Genomic DNA, 15,043 nt, shown 5'->3' with positions numbered 1-15,043 from the left:
AACAACTCCTCACCCCGCCCACGTAATTGATTGCGGTGACGGGAGGAGCTGCCGATCAACCCCGATCCGGCCAGCCTCGGAACCGCCCCACTGACCGAACGAACCGGAGAGCACCCCGCATGCCTCAGGCACCCATGACCACGTCCCGCGTCCGTACGTCCCGCCTCGCCAGGGCCGCGGCCGTCGCCCTCGGCGCCACCGCGCTCACCGTCGGCCTGACCGGCAGCGCCGACGCGGCGATCCTCAACCCCTTCCCGTACCTGGGCGCCGGTGCCCCGACGCAGGAGATGTTCCAGCCGCTGTTCGACTACGACTCCGACAGCTGCTTCCCCGCCGCCGCGGTCGACTCGGGCGGACGCCTCAACGGCGGTCTGAACAACTCCGGCTCGATCACCGGCGGGTGCCGCACCAACCACCTCACCAAGGCCAACACCTACTCGCGCGCCAAGTGCGACAAGGGCAGCGGCTGGTGCGGGATCGTCTACACCCTGTACTTCGAGAAGGACCAGGGCAACGCCGTCCTCGACATCGGGCACCGGCACGAGTGGGAGGCCGCGGTCGTCTGGTACAAGAACGGCGACCAGTGGCCGAGCTATGTCTCCACCTCCGCCCACGGCAACTACACCACCAAGCGGTTCAACGATGTGGAGCGGGTCGGCAAGCGGTTCAAGGTCGTCTACCACAAGGAGGGCGAGTTCGGCACGCACTCCTTCCGCTTCGCCAAGGTCGGCGAGCGGGCCGAGGCCTGGGCCGACGGCGGCTGGGACCGCCCGGCCCTCGCGCCCTACGACACCCTGTGGAGCAAGTACCGCACGGCCTGGAACGCCCTCGAGGGCTCCGACTGGGGACAGGCCAACTTCCCCCTCCAGGACAAGAACGACCGCTTCCGCTCCACCCTGAACAAGGCGAAGCCGTCGGGCATCACGTTCAACGCGTGGAGCTGAGCCCCCCGTGAGCCGCGGCCGCCGGCAGACCCTCCCCCGTCCGCCGGCGGCCGCACCCCGCGTCAGGACTGCAGCTGCAACTGCTGGAGCTGGCGCTGGACGTGGTCCAGGGCGCCCTGGCGGCGGCCCGGGACCCGGGCGCGGAGGGCCGCCAGGGCGGGGCCGAGGTCGCGGGCGCGTGCCGTGTCGGCTATCCGGCCCCACTGGTGGTGTGCCCGGTCCACGGCCGCCTCGACGGCGGGTGCGTCGACCGCCTGCCCGGCGCCCAGCCGGGCGGCGGCGACCGCCAGCCAGGTACGGCAGCTCCGCTCGGCGTCCCCCGCGAACATCGCGAGATCGGCCCGCACCTCGGCCCAGTGCAACGCCTCCTCGGACCCCGCCCCGTGCGCACCGGCGGCCGCCTCCTGCCACCGCGCGGCCAACACATCGGCATCGACGTGCCGCCCGGCCCGGACGGCGGTGGAGATGGCGGCGTGGGGGTCGGTGGGGATGACGTCCGGAGCCGGGGCCACGACTTCCCTCGGAGGTGCCCAGGCAGCGGTGCCCAGCACCAGGTCGCCCACCTCCCCCTCCCCCGCGATCCGCCCCAACGCCATCTGATGCAACTGCTCGGCCGCCGGACGGCCCCCGCTCCGCAGGATCGTCGCGACCGCCTTCATGTACGTCGGCGCGGCCACCGTCCGCCGCCCCGGCGGCGGCGCCACCCTCCCGTACACCGCGGCCGTCGGCCCGCACTCCAGGGCGTGCCCCCGCAGCCACCCCCACGCCTCCGCGTCGGCGTGCAGATCGACCACCACGGTCGTCGTCCCGGCCGCCCGCAACCGCAGCTCCTCCCGGAACCAGTGCCAGGGGAAGCCGGTGTACCGCAGGGTGGACGGCGTCGTCCGGGCGAGCGCGAGGTGCGGCAGACGCTGGCGCCGGTCGAGCTGGAGCTGCCCGGTGACGAACACGGTCAGCGGCCCGGCCGCCGCCGCGGCGGCCCGCAGCCGGGTCAGCACGGCCTGCGGCTCCAGCGGATCGGCCAGCTCGACGACATTGGCGGTGTCGGTGCCGGCCAGCACGGCCGGCGGCACCGCCGCGAGCACGGGGAGGACGGACGCCGCGTCCACCAGACACCCCTTGCCCACGGGCGACGCCGCGAGCAGCAGCACGGTTCCGGGCATTGGTCCCTCCCCCTGTCGATCAGTACCTCAGCACCGTAACCGCTGCTGCTGCAAAGGTCTGCCTCAGACCAGCAAACGTGCCCTTACGGGACCTCGGGGCGGGTCCGCCGTACGGCGAAAATCGTGGTGTCGTCCGCGAGCCGTCCCCGGCAGTGCCGCAGGGTGCCCTCCCGGACGAGGGTCACCAGCCGGTCGGGCAGGGCCGTCCGCGGGTCCCGCCGTACCGCCCCGGTCACCTCCTCGGTCAGCGGATAGAACTCCCCGGCCTCGTCCCGCGCCTCCGTCACCCCGTCCGTGACCAGCAGCAACGTCTCCTCGACGGCGACCGGTACCCGGAGCACCGGCGCCCCGGCGCCCGGCACGGCGACGTCCCACAGCCCGAGCGCGGCCGCCCCCGCCGCGGCGAAGTCCGCGAGCCCGGGCAGGGCCGGACCGGGCGCGGTGAGGTCCCCGAGGCCCAGCGGCAGCCCCTCCCCGCACGGCAGCGGCCGTACCCCCGCCGCGCTCACCACCAGCGGCGGCTCGTGGCCGAAGCCCACGACCTCGACGACCTCCCGCTCCCGCGCGGGGAAACCGATGAGGACGGCCGTGGCGAACCGGTCGCCGTCGTCCCGGCCGAGCACCACGGTGTGCAGCCGGTGCCGCCGCATCCGGGTCTCCAGCCGGGCGGCGACCACCGCCAGGTCCGGCTCGTGGTACGCCGCCTCGCGGAACGTGCCCAGCAGCGCGGCCGCCGCCTCCACCGCCCCGAGCCCCTTGCCCTGGACGTCCCCGACGAGGACACGGGTGCCGTGCGGGCCGGGCTGGATGTCGTAGAAGTCGCCGCCCACGCGGGCGTCGGCGTCGGCGGCGAGGTACACGGCGGCGTGGTCGAGGCCGCCGAAGACCGGTGGCAGCGGGCGCAGCACCGTACGCCGGGTCGTCTCCGCGATGTCCATCATGTGCAGCATCCGCCGCTCCGCCCGCACCCGGACCGAGGCGGCGAGCACCGACAGCACCCCGCCGACGAGGACGAGCACGAAGTCGGCCGGGCCCTCCCGGTACTCGCTGGGCCAGGCGGTGTCGCTGGTGACGTAGGCGACGAGGGCGAGGACCGCGAAGAGGGCCGTCGTCCACACCCCGCACAGCGCGGCGGCGATCGCGGAGACGAACACGCACCACGACACGATCCGGAACTCGCCGGTGGAGTTGAAGTCGGCGAAGCTGATGGCGGCGAGCACCACCAGCGGCACCAGCCAGGTGACGCTGCGGCCCCGGACCTGCAGCAACTGGTGGCGTTGCAGGACGTCCCGGCGCCGGGCCCGCGCAGGGCGGGTGTCCCGCTCCATGAGGTCAGCGAAACACGCGGCGACACAGCCCGCATCCGGGCCCGTGTGTGGAAACCCGGCGCATCCGACTTGCCACCGCCCGCGCCCAGGTGTGCCCTGGAAGGCGGGGGCGAGGAGAGAGAGGAGCGCTCTCATGGCTCATGCGGCACCCACGGTACGGGCCCCGGCCCGGCCGGCCAGGACACCGGACGTCTTCAGCGCGCGGACCCACCGGATCGCGCGGTGGGCGGTCCCGGTGGGCATGGGACTCGTCTACGGCTACTGGGTGGCGGCCAACAACCGTTCCGGCGGCCCCATCACCGGCTGGAACGTCCTCCTCGGCTTCGTGAGCACGATCGTGTTCGCGGGCCTGTGGATGGGCGTGGCGGCCCTGTCCCCGCACATGATGCGCGAACTGCACGCCGTGCTGTGGGCGGTGTTCGCGGGCTCTGCGTTCGGCTTCCTGTACGCGAACACCGGTACGAGCATCCTGCGTTCCGTGTGGATGGGACTGGTGATCGGCTCGGTCACGTTCGCCGTGCTGTTCTACCGCTTCTACACGCACGAGGACGCGGCGGGACACCGCATCCGCTAGCCCCCCCCGGACACGGAGGAGGCACAAGGAGGACGCACAACACACATGGGCCCCGGCGTGGTGGCCGGGGCCCATGCGTTCCCTCATCCCTCCACTCACCGGCCGACCGGGATCCACTCCCAGTCACCCGACGAGGTCTGTGAGGTCCCGGAGGCGCTGAAGCTCCAGGAGCCCGAGAAGCTGAACGAGCCGGAACCCGAGACGCCGGACGAGCTGTTGGTGAACGGGTCGTCCCAGTTGGTCCAGTCCCCGTTCTTCCACTGCGGGCACGGGTCGGCGCAGTCCGGTACGCGCCCGCCGCGGACGTCCACGAAGGCGGCGCTGGCCCAGCCCTGGGTGTCGAAGAGCCAGTACCAGTACGGGTTGCCGTCGACGCTCTGTCCCCTGACCCTGCACTGCACCAGATCGTGGGTGCCGGGTGCGAGCGAGGCGACGACGGCGGAGTGGGTGGTGGGCTGCTGTCGCACGTTCAGGTCGGTGCGGGAGACGACGGTGCCCACGATGGGGGCGCCGTCTCCGCTGGTCGGCGGGGCTGCCGCCGCCGAGGTTCCCGCCGCGGTCGCGGCGAGGGTGCCGCCGGTGAGCAGGGCCGCGGCCAGAGTCCGCAGGGCCGGAGTGGTGCGCATGATCGGCCTCCTTCTCCCCAGAACCAGGAAACACCCGTTCGGGTGAACCCTCCACCGGAGGCCCCACCGGCCCCAGGGAACCCGGCAGTCCCAGGGGCACCCGTACGGCCCAGGCCCGCTGGCGACGGCCACGGGCGGCCCGTTGCCTGGAAGGGTGTCCCGAAGCCTGCGGACCGCCCTCTCGGCCGTCCTGATCGCGCTGTCCTGCCTGCTCGTGCCGTTCGGCGCGCTCGCGGCCTGGGCGGCGTACGGCCTCACCGACACCCGCAGCTATGTCACCGCGATGGCGCCGCTGGCCTCCGATCCCGCCGTCCGGGACGCCGTCGCGGACACGGTGGGCGACGGGGTGGCGCGCGAGTCGGGGATGAGCCCGCTGTTCATGCGGGACGCGGTGCGCTCCTTCACCGCGACCCACGCCTACCGCGCCGCGTGGGACGCGGGCAACGAGGCCGCGCACACGGCCGTGATGCGGGCGCTCACCGAGGACCGCGCCGGCCCCGACGACGCCCCGGTCACGGTGGACCTGGCAGCGGTCACGACCCCGCTGAAGCACCAGATGACCCTCGACCACGTGCCGTTCGCGGAGCGCATCCCGATCGAGCACACCCGGGTGGCGCTGCTCCCGCCCGACGACCTGGCCACCCTCCGGAAGGGCTATCACGTGCTCGATGTCGCAGGTTTCTGGCTGCCGTTCGCGGCGGTCGTCTTCGCGACGGGCGGGATCGCCGTCGCCGCCTGCCGGCGCCGCGCGATCACCGCGACGGCCCTCGGCACCGCTCTCGGGGGCGCGTTCCTCGGCCTCGCCGTCGCCATCGGCCGCCGGCTCACCCTCGCCGACCTGCCCGACGAGGCCCACCGCCCGGCCGCCGCCGCGGTCTACGACGCCCTCACGACCACCCTGCGCAGCGCCGCCTGGCTGCTCCTGGCGCTCGGTCTGACGGTGGCCGGGGCGACCTGGCTCACCGGGTATCTGCGGGCGGCCCGGCTGCTGCGACTGCGGCGAGCGTCCGCAGCGCCCGCCGCAGCTCCTCCTCCGGAGCCGACGCGAGCCCGAGCCTGACCGCGTCCGGGGTGCGGCGCGGGTCGACGGCGAAGGCGGTGCCCGGGGTGACGGCGATGCCGTGCGCGGCCGCGGCGGCCGTGAAGGTGTCGGCCCGCCACGGCGCGGGCAGCTCCCACCAGGCGACATAGGCGCGCGGGTCGGTCCGCACCCGGAACCCGGCGAGCGCCTCGGCGAGCAGCGCCTGCCGCCGTGCCGCGTCCGCCCGCTTGTCCTCGACGAGCCGCTCCACGATCCCCTCCTCCACCCACCGCACGGCCGCCTCCACCGCGAACCGCCCCGCGCTCCACCCACCGGACCGCACGGCCGCCCCCACGGCCTCCACCCGCGCCTCGGGTACGACGAGAAGGCCGACGGTGAGTCCCGGCGCGACCCGTTTGGACAGCCCGTCGACGACATGGGTGAGGTCGGGGGCGTGGGCGGCGAAGGGGACGGCGTCGGGATGGAGGAAGGACCAGATGCGGTCCTCGACGACCGGTATCCCCAAGTCCGTTGCGACGCCGGCGAGTTCCCGTGCCCGCCGCTGTGTCGTGGTCACGGCGGTCGGGTTGTGCAGGGTCGGCTGGAGGTAGAGCGCGGAGAGCGGGGCGGCGCGATGGGCGGCGCGGAGCGCGTCGGGCCGTACCCCGCCCTCGTCGTCCCCGTCCAGCGGCACCAGCACCACCCCCAGCCGCCCGGCGATCTCCTTGACCAGCGGATACGTCAGCTCCTCGACCCCGACCCGGCCCCCGGGCCGGACGAGGGAGGCGAGGGCGGCGGCGATGGCCTGCCGGGCGTTGCCGGTGAACAGGAACCGGTCGGGCGCGGGCCGCCAGCCGGGCAGCGCGAGCAGCCGGGCGGCGGCCTCGCGGGCGGCGGCGGTCCCGGTGGCGGCGACCGCCCGCGAGGCCCGCGCCAGCACGTCGGGCCGCAGCAGGGGCGCGAGCGCGGGGGCGAGCAGTTCGGACTGGCCTGCCGTCACCGGGTAGTTGAGCTCCAGGTTCACGGGCGCGGCGAGGGCGCTCGGCTCCACGAGGGCCCGTCCCCGCGCGTCCGTCGGCGTCGTGGCCCGGACGAAGGTGCCCCGCCCGACCTCGCCCACGACCAGCCCGCGCCGCACGAGTTCGCCGTAGACCCGTCCGGCCGTGGACGGCGCGATGCGGTGCCGGCGCGCGAACCACCGCTGCGGAGGCAGTCGTTGCCCCGGCCGCAGCCGCCCCGAGGCGATGTCCCCGGCGATCCGGTCGGCGATGTCCCGGAAGTCCCCCATCTGCCCCGCCCCCTTGGGATTGCACCGAGAGCAAAGATCTTATTGCACCGAGTGATTGTCCCCTCCTAGGGTCGCTGACATGCCCCCCTTCCTCGCATACGATGACAAACAGAACAAAAAAGAGAACAAAAAAGAGACCGACGGCGACGCGCATTCCCCACGGCTGCCCCTTGTTCTCGTCCACGGCCACCCCTTCGACCGCACGATGTGGGCCCCGCAGATCGAGGCGTTCTCCGCCGGCCGCCGGGTGATCGCCCCCGATCTGCGCGGCTACGGGGCCTCCCCCGTCGTCCCCGGTACCACCCTGCTCTCCGACCACTCCCAGGACATCGCCGCGCTGCTGGACGACCTGGAGGTGACGGAGTTCGTGCTGGCGGGCCTGTCGATGGGCGGCCAGATCGCCATGGACTGCTACCGGCGGTTCCCCGACCGCGTCCGGGGCCTGGTCCTCGCCGACACCTTCGCCGCGCCCGAGACACCCGCCGGCAGACTCGCCCGCAACGAGATGGCCGACCGTCTCCTCGCCGAGGGCCTGCGCGGATACGCCGACGAGGTGCTGGACAAGATGGTCGCCCCCTACGCCACCGCGCCGGTCAAGGCCCACGTCCACCGGATGATGACCGCCACCTCCCCCGAGGGAGCCGCGGCGGCCCTGCGCGGCCGGGCCGAACGCCCCGACTACCGCGCCCTGCTCACCCGGGTCGCGGTCCCGGCCCTGGTCGTCGTGGGCGCCGACGACGAGTACACCCCGGTCACGGACGCCGAGGCGATGCACGCGGCCCTCCCCGACTCCGTCCTGCACGTCATCGAGGGCGCGGCCCACCTGCCGAACCTGGAACGCCCACAGGAGTTCAACGCGGCGCTGACGGACTTCCTGACGAGGATCGACGGGCTGTAATCCCTTGGCCGGGGACCCGGCGGCCCGGCTAGCGTGCCGCCCATGAACACCGAGCCGCGGAAGACGACCACCACCCTCTGGCGCCCCACCGGCCCCGAGGAGCTGGCGCTCGTGGAGGCCTCCGGGTGGAGTGCGTGGCCGGCGCGACTGCCCGAGCAGCCGATCTTCTACCCGGTGCTCAACGAGGACTACGCGGTGCGGATCGCCCGGGACTGGAACGTGCCCGCCTCCGGCGTCGGGTACGTCACCCGGTTCGAGGTCGACGCGGAGTTCCTGCGGAGGTATCCGGTGCGCCAGGCCGGGGGAGAGACCATCCTGGAGCTGTGGGTACCGGCGGAGGAGCTCGATGAGTTCAACGCGCACATCGTCGGGCGTATCGAGGTGGTCCGGGAGTTCCGGTGAGATCACACCCGGTCGTACGCCCCACCCCCCACCGGCCCTGATCGGCGCGGGCGGTGGTGCCCATAATGGGCCCCATGTCCCGCGAGTTCCCCATCGGCCTCACGCCTCCCGACTGGCTGGTGCGGAACCTTCGGCCCCAGCCGGCCCCCGTCAACCGGCCCGCCGTGGCCCGCGCCGCCGTCGCCATGACCCTCCCCCTGGCGATAGGCCTGGCGGTGGGGCAGCCCGCCTACGGGGCCCTCGCGTCGATGGGCGCCCTGTCGGGGGTCATCGGCGACACCGCCGACGCCTACCGCATGCGGATCCTCAACATCGCGATCCCCCAGCTGTTCGGGGCCGTGGGCATCACGCTCGGTTCGGCCGTGTACGGGCAGGGGTGGCCGACGGTCGTCGCCGTCACCGGCGTCGCACTGGTCTCCGGGATGATCTCGACGATCGGAGCGGTGGCGTCCGTGTCCGGGCTGCTGCTGCTCCTCAACTCCGTCGTCGGGGCGGGGCTGCCGATGCCGGGCGCGTGGTGGCTGGCGCCGCTGCTGGTGACCGGCGGCGGACTGCTCGTCCTCCTCCTCGCCCTGCTGGCCTGGCCGCTGCGCTCCGGGGTACCGGAACGCACCGCCGTCGCGGCCACCTACCGCACGGTCGCCGATCTGCTGGCCGCCTGCGGCAGCGAGGTCCCCGGCGCATACGAGGACGCCCGCCACACCGTCACCCAGTCGCTGAACCAGTCGTACGACCTCGTCCTCGCCCGGCGCGCCGGCCACCACGGCCGCAGCCCCGAACTGGCCCGGCTGATCGCCCAGTTGAACGCCATCACCCCGGTGGTGGAGGCGGCCCCGGCGGCCCATCTGCACGGCAGGCCGCTGCCACCGGAGATCCCGGCGGCCGTGCACCACCTGGCGCGGGCCATCGAGACCGGCTTCACCGGCCCGCTGGCCCTCACCCTCCCCGCCCCCGGCTCGGAGACCGGACGGGCGGTCGACCACGCCCTGCGGCACGCCGCCGCGGTGGTGACCGCGCCCGACATCGACCCTCGGGGGCCCGAGGACGACCGTCTGGGCCGCCCGGCCCGCCTCGGGACCCGCACCGCCCGAGCCGCCCGCAACGTCGCCCTGTCCGCCGCCTCCTGGCGCTACGGTCTGCGGCTCGCCCTGTGCATCGGCCTCGCCCAGGTGCTGGTGTCGACCGTCCCGGTCCCCCGCTCCTACTGGGTGGCCCTGACCATCACCTTCGTCCTCAAGCCCGACTTCGGCTCGGTGTTCTCCCGGGCGCTGCTGCGCGCGCTCGGCACGGTCGCCGGCCTGGTGGTGGCGGCCGCCGTCCTCTCCCAGGTGCCGCGCGGGTGGTGGGACGTACCGGTGATGCTGGTCCTCGCGCCGCTCATCCCGGCCCTCACCCCGCGCGGTTACGGCTACCAGACGGCCGCGATCACCCCGGTGATCCTGCTCCTCTCGGACATCCTCAACCACCAGGGCACCGGCCTGCTGCTGCCCCGCCTCGTCGACTCGCTGATCGGCTGCGGCATCGCGCTGATCGCGGGCTACCTCCTCTGGCCGGAGAGCTGGCACACCCGGGTCGGCGACAAGCTGGCCGACGCGGTCGCGGACACCGCCCGCTATGTGGAGGCGGCCTTCGGCCCGGACGTCGCCCCGGCCGCCCGCGCCCGGATGCGCCGCCGGCTGTACCGCGACCTGTCCGTCGTCCGTACGGAGTTCCAGCGGGCCCTGACCGAGCCGCCGCCGACCGGCAGCCGGGCCGCGGCCTGGTGGCCGCTGGTCGTCGCGGTGGAGCGGATCGTGGACGCGACGACGGCGGCCCGGGTCCGTGTGAAACACGGAGCCGAACCGCCGTCGGGGCCGGAACTCGCCCAGGTCACGCTGCAACTGCGGGAGCTGGCGGAGGGACTGCGGGACACCGAGGTCCTCTATCCCGTCCGCACGGACCTGGCGGGCCCGGCGGGCAGCGTCCTGGAGCCGTTGCGCCAGGAGGTGGCCGCGGCGAGGGCGATCACCTCGCCGCAGACCTCCTGATACCGCAGACGTCCTGATACCGCAGGCGTCCTGATACCGCAGACGTCCTGATCAGGCGCCGATGTCGCACCCGTCGGCCCGCCAGACCGCCACGACCGCCGGACGGACGATCTTGCCGGGCCCGTCGGGCCAGGTGCTGGCCGGCTTCTCCACGGACGCCCCGTCGATCTCGCCCGGGTGCTGTACGGCGACCAGGACGCGCCGGTCCTGGATGACGGGACCGCAGGTCTCCGCACCGGTCGGCACCGTCAGGAACTGCTTCAGCTCACCGCGCCGCGCACCGCGCGTGGCCACGCCGAAGAGACCGTCGTGGGAGCCGAGCTGGTTGCCGTCGGTGGAGATCCACAGGTTGCCGTGCGGGTCGAAGGCCACGTTGTCCGGGCAGGAGATCGGGCTGACGTCGTCCTTGGGGAACCCGGCGAAGTAGGTCGCGGGGTCGTCCGGGTCACCGGCGACGAGGAACAGCGACCAGGCGAAGGTCCCGCTCTCCGGCCGGTTCCGGCGCTCGGTCAGCTCCAGGATGTGCCCGTGCTTGTTGGCGTTGCGCGGGTTGGCCTCGTCGGCCTTGGCGTTCGAGCCGACACCGCGGTTGGAGTTGTTGGTGAGGGCGACGTACACCTTGCCGGAGACCGGCGAGGGCTGGATGTCCTCGGGCCGGTCCATCTTCGTCGCGCCCACCTTGTCGCCGGCGAGCCGCGTGAAGACGAAGACCTCCTCCGCGCTCATCCCCTCGACGTGCGAGACGGCGCCCTTCGCGGTGGCGGTGGCCAGCGGGATCCACTCGCCGCTGCCGTCGAACTCGCCGTCGGCCGGCAGCTTGCCGGTGCCGTCGATCTCGAGGGCCGGGGAGTCGCCGGTGAGCTTCGCGACGTAGAGCGTGCCCTCGTCGAGCAGCGAGAGATTGTGCTCGCGCACGGCCCGGCTCGACCCCTTCTTCATCCGCTTGCTGCCGACGAACTTGTAGAAGTAGTCGAAGCGCTCGTCGTCACCGGTGTAGACGACCGGCCGCCCGTCCTCGGTCAGCCGCACGGTGGCGGCCTCGTGCTTGAACCGTCCGAGGGCGGTGCGCTTGCGCGGCGTGGACGTCGGGTCGTACGGATCGAACTCGACGACGTACCCGAAGCGGTGCACCTCGTTGGGCTCCTGGGCGACGTCGAACCGCTTGTCGAACCTCTCCCACTTGCGCTCGGTGGCGCCGGTGCCGATGCCGTACCGCTTGTCGGTGGGGCGGGAGGAGTTGGCGAAGTACTGGTTGAAGTTCTCCTCGCCGTGCAGGGTCGTGCCCCACGGGGTGGTGCCGCCGGAGCAGTTGTTGAGGGTGCCGAGGACCTTGGTGCCGGTCGGGTCGACGGAGGTCTTCAGCAGGTCGGACCCGGCGGCGGGCCCGGTGAGCCGGAACTCGGTGGTGGCGGTGACGCGCCGGTTGAGGGGATGCCGGGGCACGGCCGTGAGCGCCCCCGTCCTCCGGTCCTCCTCCACGACGACGGCGGCGAGGCCGTGCGCGGCCCAGGCGACCTCCACCTGCTGCCGGGTCGGGTTGGCGGCGTCGTAGCCGCGGAACATGAGCACCTCGTCGGTGTACTCGTGGTTGGCGACGAGGAGCTGGCGGCGGTGCTCGCCCGGGAGGGGCAGGAGGGCGAGGAAGTCGTTGTTGTAGCCGAACTGTCCGGCCTGCGCCGCCGCCGTCTGGTTCTCCGGGTCGAAGGCGGGCGCACCGCGCAGGATGGGCTCGCCCCAGCGGACGACGACGTTCTGCCGGTAGCCGTCCGGGACGGTGACGGCGTCGGCGGTGTTCGGCGGGACGGGCGTGAAGCGGAGGCCGCGGGCGCCGGTGGCCGGTTTCTTCTTCTCGGCGGCCTGCGCGGGCGCGGCGGCGGCGGGCAGCGCGCCGGCCGCTCCCGCGGTGGCGGCGACGGTCACGACGGCGGCGGCGCGCATCATGCCGCGGCGGCTCAGGGCCCGGGCGATGACGTCACCGACGTACTCGTTGGCGCTGGTGTTGGGCACCTCGTGGAAACAGGCGTCACCACACCGGAAACGACAGGTCATGGCGGAACGTCCGCCGGGGTGGGACTGGGACGGCGTTCCGATCAACGGCAGCAGCTTGCGCACCTTTACTCTCCCCTTGCGTTCCCTTGGCGTGAGCGTGACGGTAGGGGCACGTATGTGCGCAGGCGCGGCGGAGGGGTGAACGGCGGGTGAATCCCCGGTATCGACGGGGGAGTTGGGGCGAGGTGGGGGGTGGGCTGCGGGATGGCCGGGAGGCGGTGTTGACACACCCCTCTTCCCCTCACTCACCCCTGCCCAAGATCGCCACTTCGGGCCGCTAACCTTACGTGTCCGTCCTGGCCAGGGATTGACGGGCTTCAACTCACGCGAAGGGTTGCGCGCATGGGCATTCTCACTCGCCTTCGGAACGCATTCGGCCGCTCACGCAAGGAGCGCACCGCCGAGGCGGAGGGTGCGGAACAGGTTCCCTCGCAGGAACCGGCTTCTTCGCGAGAGGAGCGGCAGACCGACGAACCGGCGTCCACGACGGCCCCCGAGCCGACACCCACGACCGCTCCCGAGCCGACGGTCGCCACGATCCCGGAGCCCCGCCCGGCGACCGACTCGGAACACGAACTGGTCTCGGCGGCCTTCGACCACGTAACGGTCCCAAGGCCGACCCGCTCCACGGAGACGGGGGTCGCGGGGCTTTCGGACGAGCCGGGGGCTGAGGCCGAGGCTGAGGCTGAGGCTGGCGCTGAGGCTGGCGCTGAGGCTGGGGCTGAGGCTGGGGCTGGGGAGGAGCCGGCGGCTGCGGTTGAGGCTGACGCTGAGGCTGTGGAGAAGCCTGAGGCTGAGGCTGAGGCTGACGCTGACGCTGAGGCTGTGGAGAAGCCTGAGGCTGAGGCTGAGGCTGACGCTGACGCTGAGGCTGTGGAGAAGCCTGCGGCTGCCGATGCGGCTGAGCCGTCTGCTGAGGACGTGACTGAGGCGGAGCCTGCGGCGGCGGAGGAGGCCGAGGCTGAGCCGACCGCTGAGGCTGCGGCCGAGGCGGAGCCTACGGCTGCGGAAGAGCCGTCGGCGGTGGCGGAGGCTGCGGCTGAAGCCGAGCCGGCCGCTGAGGCCGAAACCGAGGCGAAGGCTGCGGCCGCAGAAGAGCCGACCGCCGAGGCCGAGGGAGAGACTGCGGCTGCGGCTGCGGAAGAGACCGCCGCTGAGACCGAGGCGACGCCTGCGGCTGAGGACAAGCCCGAGACCGGCGCCGAGCCGGTGGCCGAGGGTGAGCCTGAGGTCCAGGCCCAGGAGACGCCTTCCGCCGATGAGGAGTCCCAGGTCGAGGGCGAGTCCGAGGTTGCGGTGGAGTCCGCGGCTGAGGGCGACGCCCTGCCCGAGGTGAAGCCCGAGGCCGACGAGCCGACGGCCGAGCAGGCTCCCGTGGAGGAGGCTGCCACGGAGGACGAGCCCGAGGCCGAGACCACCCCGACGGCCGAGGTTCCGGACGAGGAGCCGGTGGCCGAAACGGCCGTGGCGTCGGCGGACGCCGAGGCCGCTGCGGTGACCGAGGAGGCACCGGAGGCCGAGGCAACGACCGAAGCTCCCGCCGAGACGGACACCGAGCCCGAGGCAACAGCTGCGGAACCGGAGGCCGAGCCCGAGGCCGACGCCAAGACCGAGGCGACCGCCGAGGAGGCCGAGGCGACGGTCGACGCTCCGACCGAGCAGGCCGTCCCGGCGGAGCCGGAGCCCCAGCCCGAGGCAACCGCCACCGACGCCGAGCCCGAGGCGACCACCGCCGAGGAGCCCGAGGCCCAGGCCGAGGCCACGGCCGATGCTCCGGCGGAAGAGGCCGTCCCGGCGAAGCCGGAGCCCCAGGCAGCCACCGACGCCGAGCCCGAGGCGACCGCCGAGGAAGCGCAGCCCGAGGCGACCGCCGAGGAGGAGGCCCAGCCCGAGGCAACCGCCGAGGAGGAGGCCCAGCCCGAGGCAACCGCCACCGACGCCGAGCCGGAGGCAGCCGCCGCCCAGGCCGAGCCCGACGCAGTCGCCGCCCAGGCCGAGCCCCAGGCGGAGCCCGACGCAATCGCCGTTCACGCCGAGCCTGGCGGCGGTGGCGGGATTCTCGGCCACGACGCCGCCGCTCTCGCTCTCGCCAAGGCCGGGCTCACCACCGCCCGGGCGAGTGTGTACCTCGTCCTCGACCGGTCCGCGAGCATGCGCCCGTACTACAAGGACGGCTCCGCGCAGGCCCTCGCCGATCAGACGCTCGCCCTCGCCGCCCACCTCGCCCCCGAGGCCCCCTCGGTGCACGTCGTCTTCTTCTCCACCGAGGTCGACGGCACCACCGACCTCACCCCCGCCTCCCCCGAGAGCGCGATCGACGAGGCGCACGCGGGTCTCGGCCGGATGGGCCGTACCAGCTACCACGCCGCTGTGGAGGCCGTACTCGCCCACTACGACAAGAACGCCACCCCCGGCGCCCCCGCCCTGGTCGTCTTCCAGACCGACGGCGCCCCGGACGCGAAGACCCCGGCCACCCAGTCCCTCGGCGACGCCGCGAAGAGCCACCCCTCCGTGTTCTTCTCCTTCGTCGCCTTCGGTGACCACGACAACAAGGCCTTCGACTACCTCCGCAAGCTGAAGACCGACAACACGGCCTTCTTCCACGCGGGCCCCACCCCCCTGGAGCTCACGGACGCGGAGCTCTACGACGGCGTCCTCATCGACTGGCGCCCGTAAACACCGCACCGCCCCACCATGCCGCCCGCTTCTCACCCCGTAAAACG

General features: G+C 73.4%; 13 protein-coding genes. 8 read left to right on the top strand and 5 right to left on the bottom strand.

Annotation, left to right across the window (positions count from 1 at the left end):
• The first annotated feature begins 134 nt into the window (after window positions 1–134).
• The gene (locus ABZ464_RS15120) at window positions 135–944 is read left to right on the top strand and encodes an NPP1 family protein (RefSeq protein ID WP_359276157.1); all 810 of its coding nucleotides are present in this window, start codon (window positions 135–137) and stop codon (window positions 942–944) included.
• Window positions 945–1,006: 62 nt separating this feature from the next.
• Here ABZ464_RS15120 and ABZ464_RS15115 read toward each other — a convergent pair whose 3' ends face one another.
• Together ABZ464_RS15115 and ABZ464_RS15110 are read right to left on the bottom strand one after the other, a co-directional pair.
• Window positions 1,007–2,107: a hypothetical protein gene (locus ABZ464_RS15115; RefSeq protein ID WP_359276155.1), complete on the bottom strand. Its 1,101-nt coding sequence runs from the start codon at window positions 2,105–2,107 to the stop codon at window positions 1,007–1,009.
• 83 nt (window positions 2,108–2,190) lie between these two features.
• Entirely contained in the window at window positions 2,191–3,435 is a 1,245-nt protein-coding gene (locus ABZ464_RS15110) for a PP2C family protein-serine/threonine phosphatase (protein ID WP_359276153.1), read from the bottom strand.
• Window positions 3,436–3,568: 133 nt separating this feature from the next.
• Between ABZ464_RS15110 and ABZ464_RS15105 the strand changes: the two genes are divergently transcribed.
• Entirely contained in the window at window positions 3,569–4,009 is a 441-nt protein-coding gene (locus tag ABZ464_RS15105) for a hypothetical protein (RefSeq protein ID WP_359276150.1), read from the top strand.
• Between the two features lie 95 nt (window positions 4,010–4,104).
• Here the strand turns inward: ABZ464_RS15105 and ABZ464_RS15100 are convergent, their stop codons facing one another.
• Window positions 4,105–4,635 (bottom strand): SH3 domain-containing protein, encoded by a 531-nt coding sequence (locus tag ABZ464_RS15100; RefSeq protein WP_359276147.1) that lies wholly within the window; start codon window positions 4,633–4,635, stop codon window positions 4,105–4,107.
• A gap of 154 nt (window positions 4,636–4,789) precedes the next feature.
• Here ABZ464_RS15100 and ABZ464_RS15095 point away from each other — a divergent pair, with 154 nt between their 5' ends.
• The gene (locus tag ABZ464_RS15095) at window positions 4,790–5,695 is read left to right on the top strand and encodes a hypothetical protein (RefSeq protein ID WP_359276144.1); all 906 of its coding nucleotides are present in this window, start codon (window positions 4,790–4,792) and stop codon (window positions 5,693–5,695) included.
• On the opposite strand, the gene ABZ464_RS15090 is transcribed toward ABZ464_RS15095, so the two are convergent.
• Window positions 5,595–6,944, bottom strand: coding sequence for a PLP-dependent aminotransferase family protein (locus tag ABZ464_RS15090; protein WP_359276141.1), 1,350 nt, complete (start codon window positions 6,942–6,944; stop codon window positions 5,595–5,597). The two genes, ABZ464_RS15095 and ABZ464_RS15090, sit on opposite strands and share 101 nt — an antisense overlap.
• Before the next feature lie 79 nt (window positions 6,945–7,023).
• On the opposite strand from ABZ464_RS15090, the gene ABZ464_RS15085 reads away from it, so the two are divergent.
• The 3 genes from ABZ464_RS15085 (at window position 7,024) to ABZ464_RS15075 (ending at window position 10,271) form a co-directional block, all read left to right on the top strand.
• Window positions 7,024–7,842, top strand: coding sequence for an alpha/beta hydrolase (locus ABZ464_RS15085; RefSeq protein ID WP_359276138.1), 819 nt, complete (start codon window positions 7,024–7,026; stop codon window positions 7,840–7,842).
• A gap of 42 nt (window positions 7,843–7,884) precedes the next feature.
• Window positions 7,885–8,244 (top strand): hypothetical protein, encoded by a 360-nt coding sequence (locus ABZ464_RS15080; protein WP_359276136.1) that lies wholly within the window; start codon window positions 7,885–7,887, stop codon window positions 8,242–8,244.
• 74 nt (window positions 8,245–8,318) lie between these two features.
• Window positions 8,319–10,271, top strand: coding sequence for an FUSC family protein (locus tag ABZ464_RS15075; protein ID WP_359276133.1), 1,953 nt, complete (start codon window positions 8,319–8,321; stop codon window positions 10,269–10,271).
• 51 nt (window positions 10,272–10,322) lie between these two features.
• Here ABZ464_RS15075 and ABZ464_RS15070 read toward each other — a convergent pair whose 3' ends face one another.
• On the bottom strand, window positions 10,323–12,383 hold the full coding sequence (locus tag ABZ464_RS15070) for a PhoX family protein (RefSeq protein ID WP_359276130.1): 2,061 nt from the start codon (window positions 12,381–12,383) through the stop codon (window positions 10,323–10,325).
• A gap of 694 nt (window positions 12,384–13,077) precedes the next feature.
• Between ABZ464_RS15070 and ABZ464_RS15065 the strand changes: the two genes are divergently transcribed.
• Together ABZ464_RS15065 and ABZ464_RS15060 are read left to right on the top strand one after the other, a co-directional pair.
• The gene (locus tag ABZ464_RS15065; protein ID WP_359276127.1) at window positions 13,078–13,245 is read left to right on the top strand and encodes a hypothetical protein; all 168 of its coding nucleotides are present in this window, start codon (window positions 13,078–13,080) and stop codon (window positions 13,243–13,245) included.
• The gene (locus ABZ464_RS15060; RefSeq protein WP_359276124.1) at window positions 13,242–14,996 is read left to right on the top strand and encodes a VWA domain-containing protein; all 1,755 of its coding nucleotides are present in this window, start codon (window positions 13,242–13,244) and stop codon (window positions 14,994–14,996) included. Before ABZ464_RS15065 ends, ABZ464_RS15060 begins: the two co-directional genes overlap by 4 nt.
• Window positions 14,997–15,043 lie beyond the last annotated feature (47 nt).

Origin of the sequence: Streptomyces sp. NPDC005820, assembly GCF_040630255.1 — a bacterium.
In the GTDB taxonomy this organism is placed as follows: Bacteria; Actinomycetota; Actinomycetes; order Streptomycetales; family Streptomycetaceae; genus Streptomyces.
The sequence above is the reverse complement of the archived record's forward strand: the minus strand, read 5'-3'. Positions and strand labels throughout refer to the sequence as shown.

What these genes read in the sequence shown, in the direction of transcription:
- ABZ464_RS15120 (WP_359276157.1), top strand. Translation starts at nt 135, where the DNA reads ATGACCACGTCCCGCGTCCGTACGTCCCGCCTCGCCAGGGCCGCGGCC.
- ABZ464_RS15115 (WP_359276155.1), bottom strand. Translation starts at nt 2,107, where the DNA reads ATGCCCGGAACCGTGCTGCTGCTCGCGGCGTCGCCCGTGGGCAAGGGG.
- ABZ464_RS15110 (WP_359276153.1), bottom strand. Translation starts at nt 3,435, where the DNA reads ATGGAGCGGGACACCCGCCCTGCGCGGGCCCGGCGCCGGGACGTCCTG.
- ABZ464_RS15105 (WP_359276150.1), top strand. Translation starts at nt 3,569, where the DNA reads ATGGCTCATGCGGCACCCACGGTACGGGCCCCGGCCCGGCCGGCCAGG.
- ABZ464_RS15100 (WP_359276147.1), bottom strand. Translation starts at nt 4,635, where the DNA reads ATGCGCACCACTCCGGCCCTGCGGACTCTGGCCGCGGCCCTGCTCACC.
- ABZ464_RS15090 (WP_359276141.1), bottom strand. Translation starts at nt 6,944, where the DNA reads ATGGGGGACTTCCGGGACATCGCCGACCGGATCGCCGGGGACATCGCC.
- ABZ464_RS15085 (WP_359276138.1), top strand. Translation starts at nt 7,024, where the DNA reads ATGCCCCCCTTCCTCGCATACGATGACAAACAGAACAAAAAAGAGAAC.
- ABZ464_RS15080 (WP_359276136.1), top strand. Translation starts at nt 7,885, where the DNA reads ATGAACACCGAGCCGCGGAAGACGACCACCACCCTCTGGCGCCCCACC.
- ABZ464_RS15075 (WP_359276133.1), top strand. Translation starts at nt 8,319, where the DNA reads ATGTCCCGCGAGTTCCCCATCGGCCTCACGCCTCCCGACTGGCTGGTG.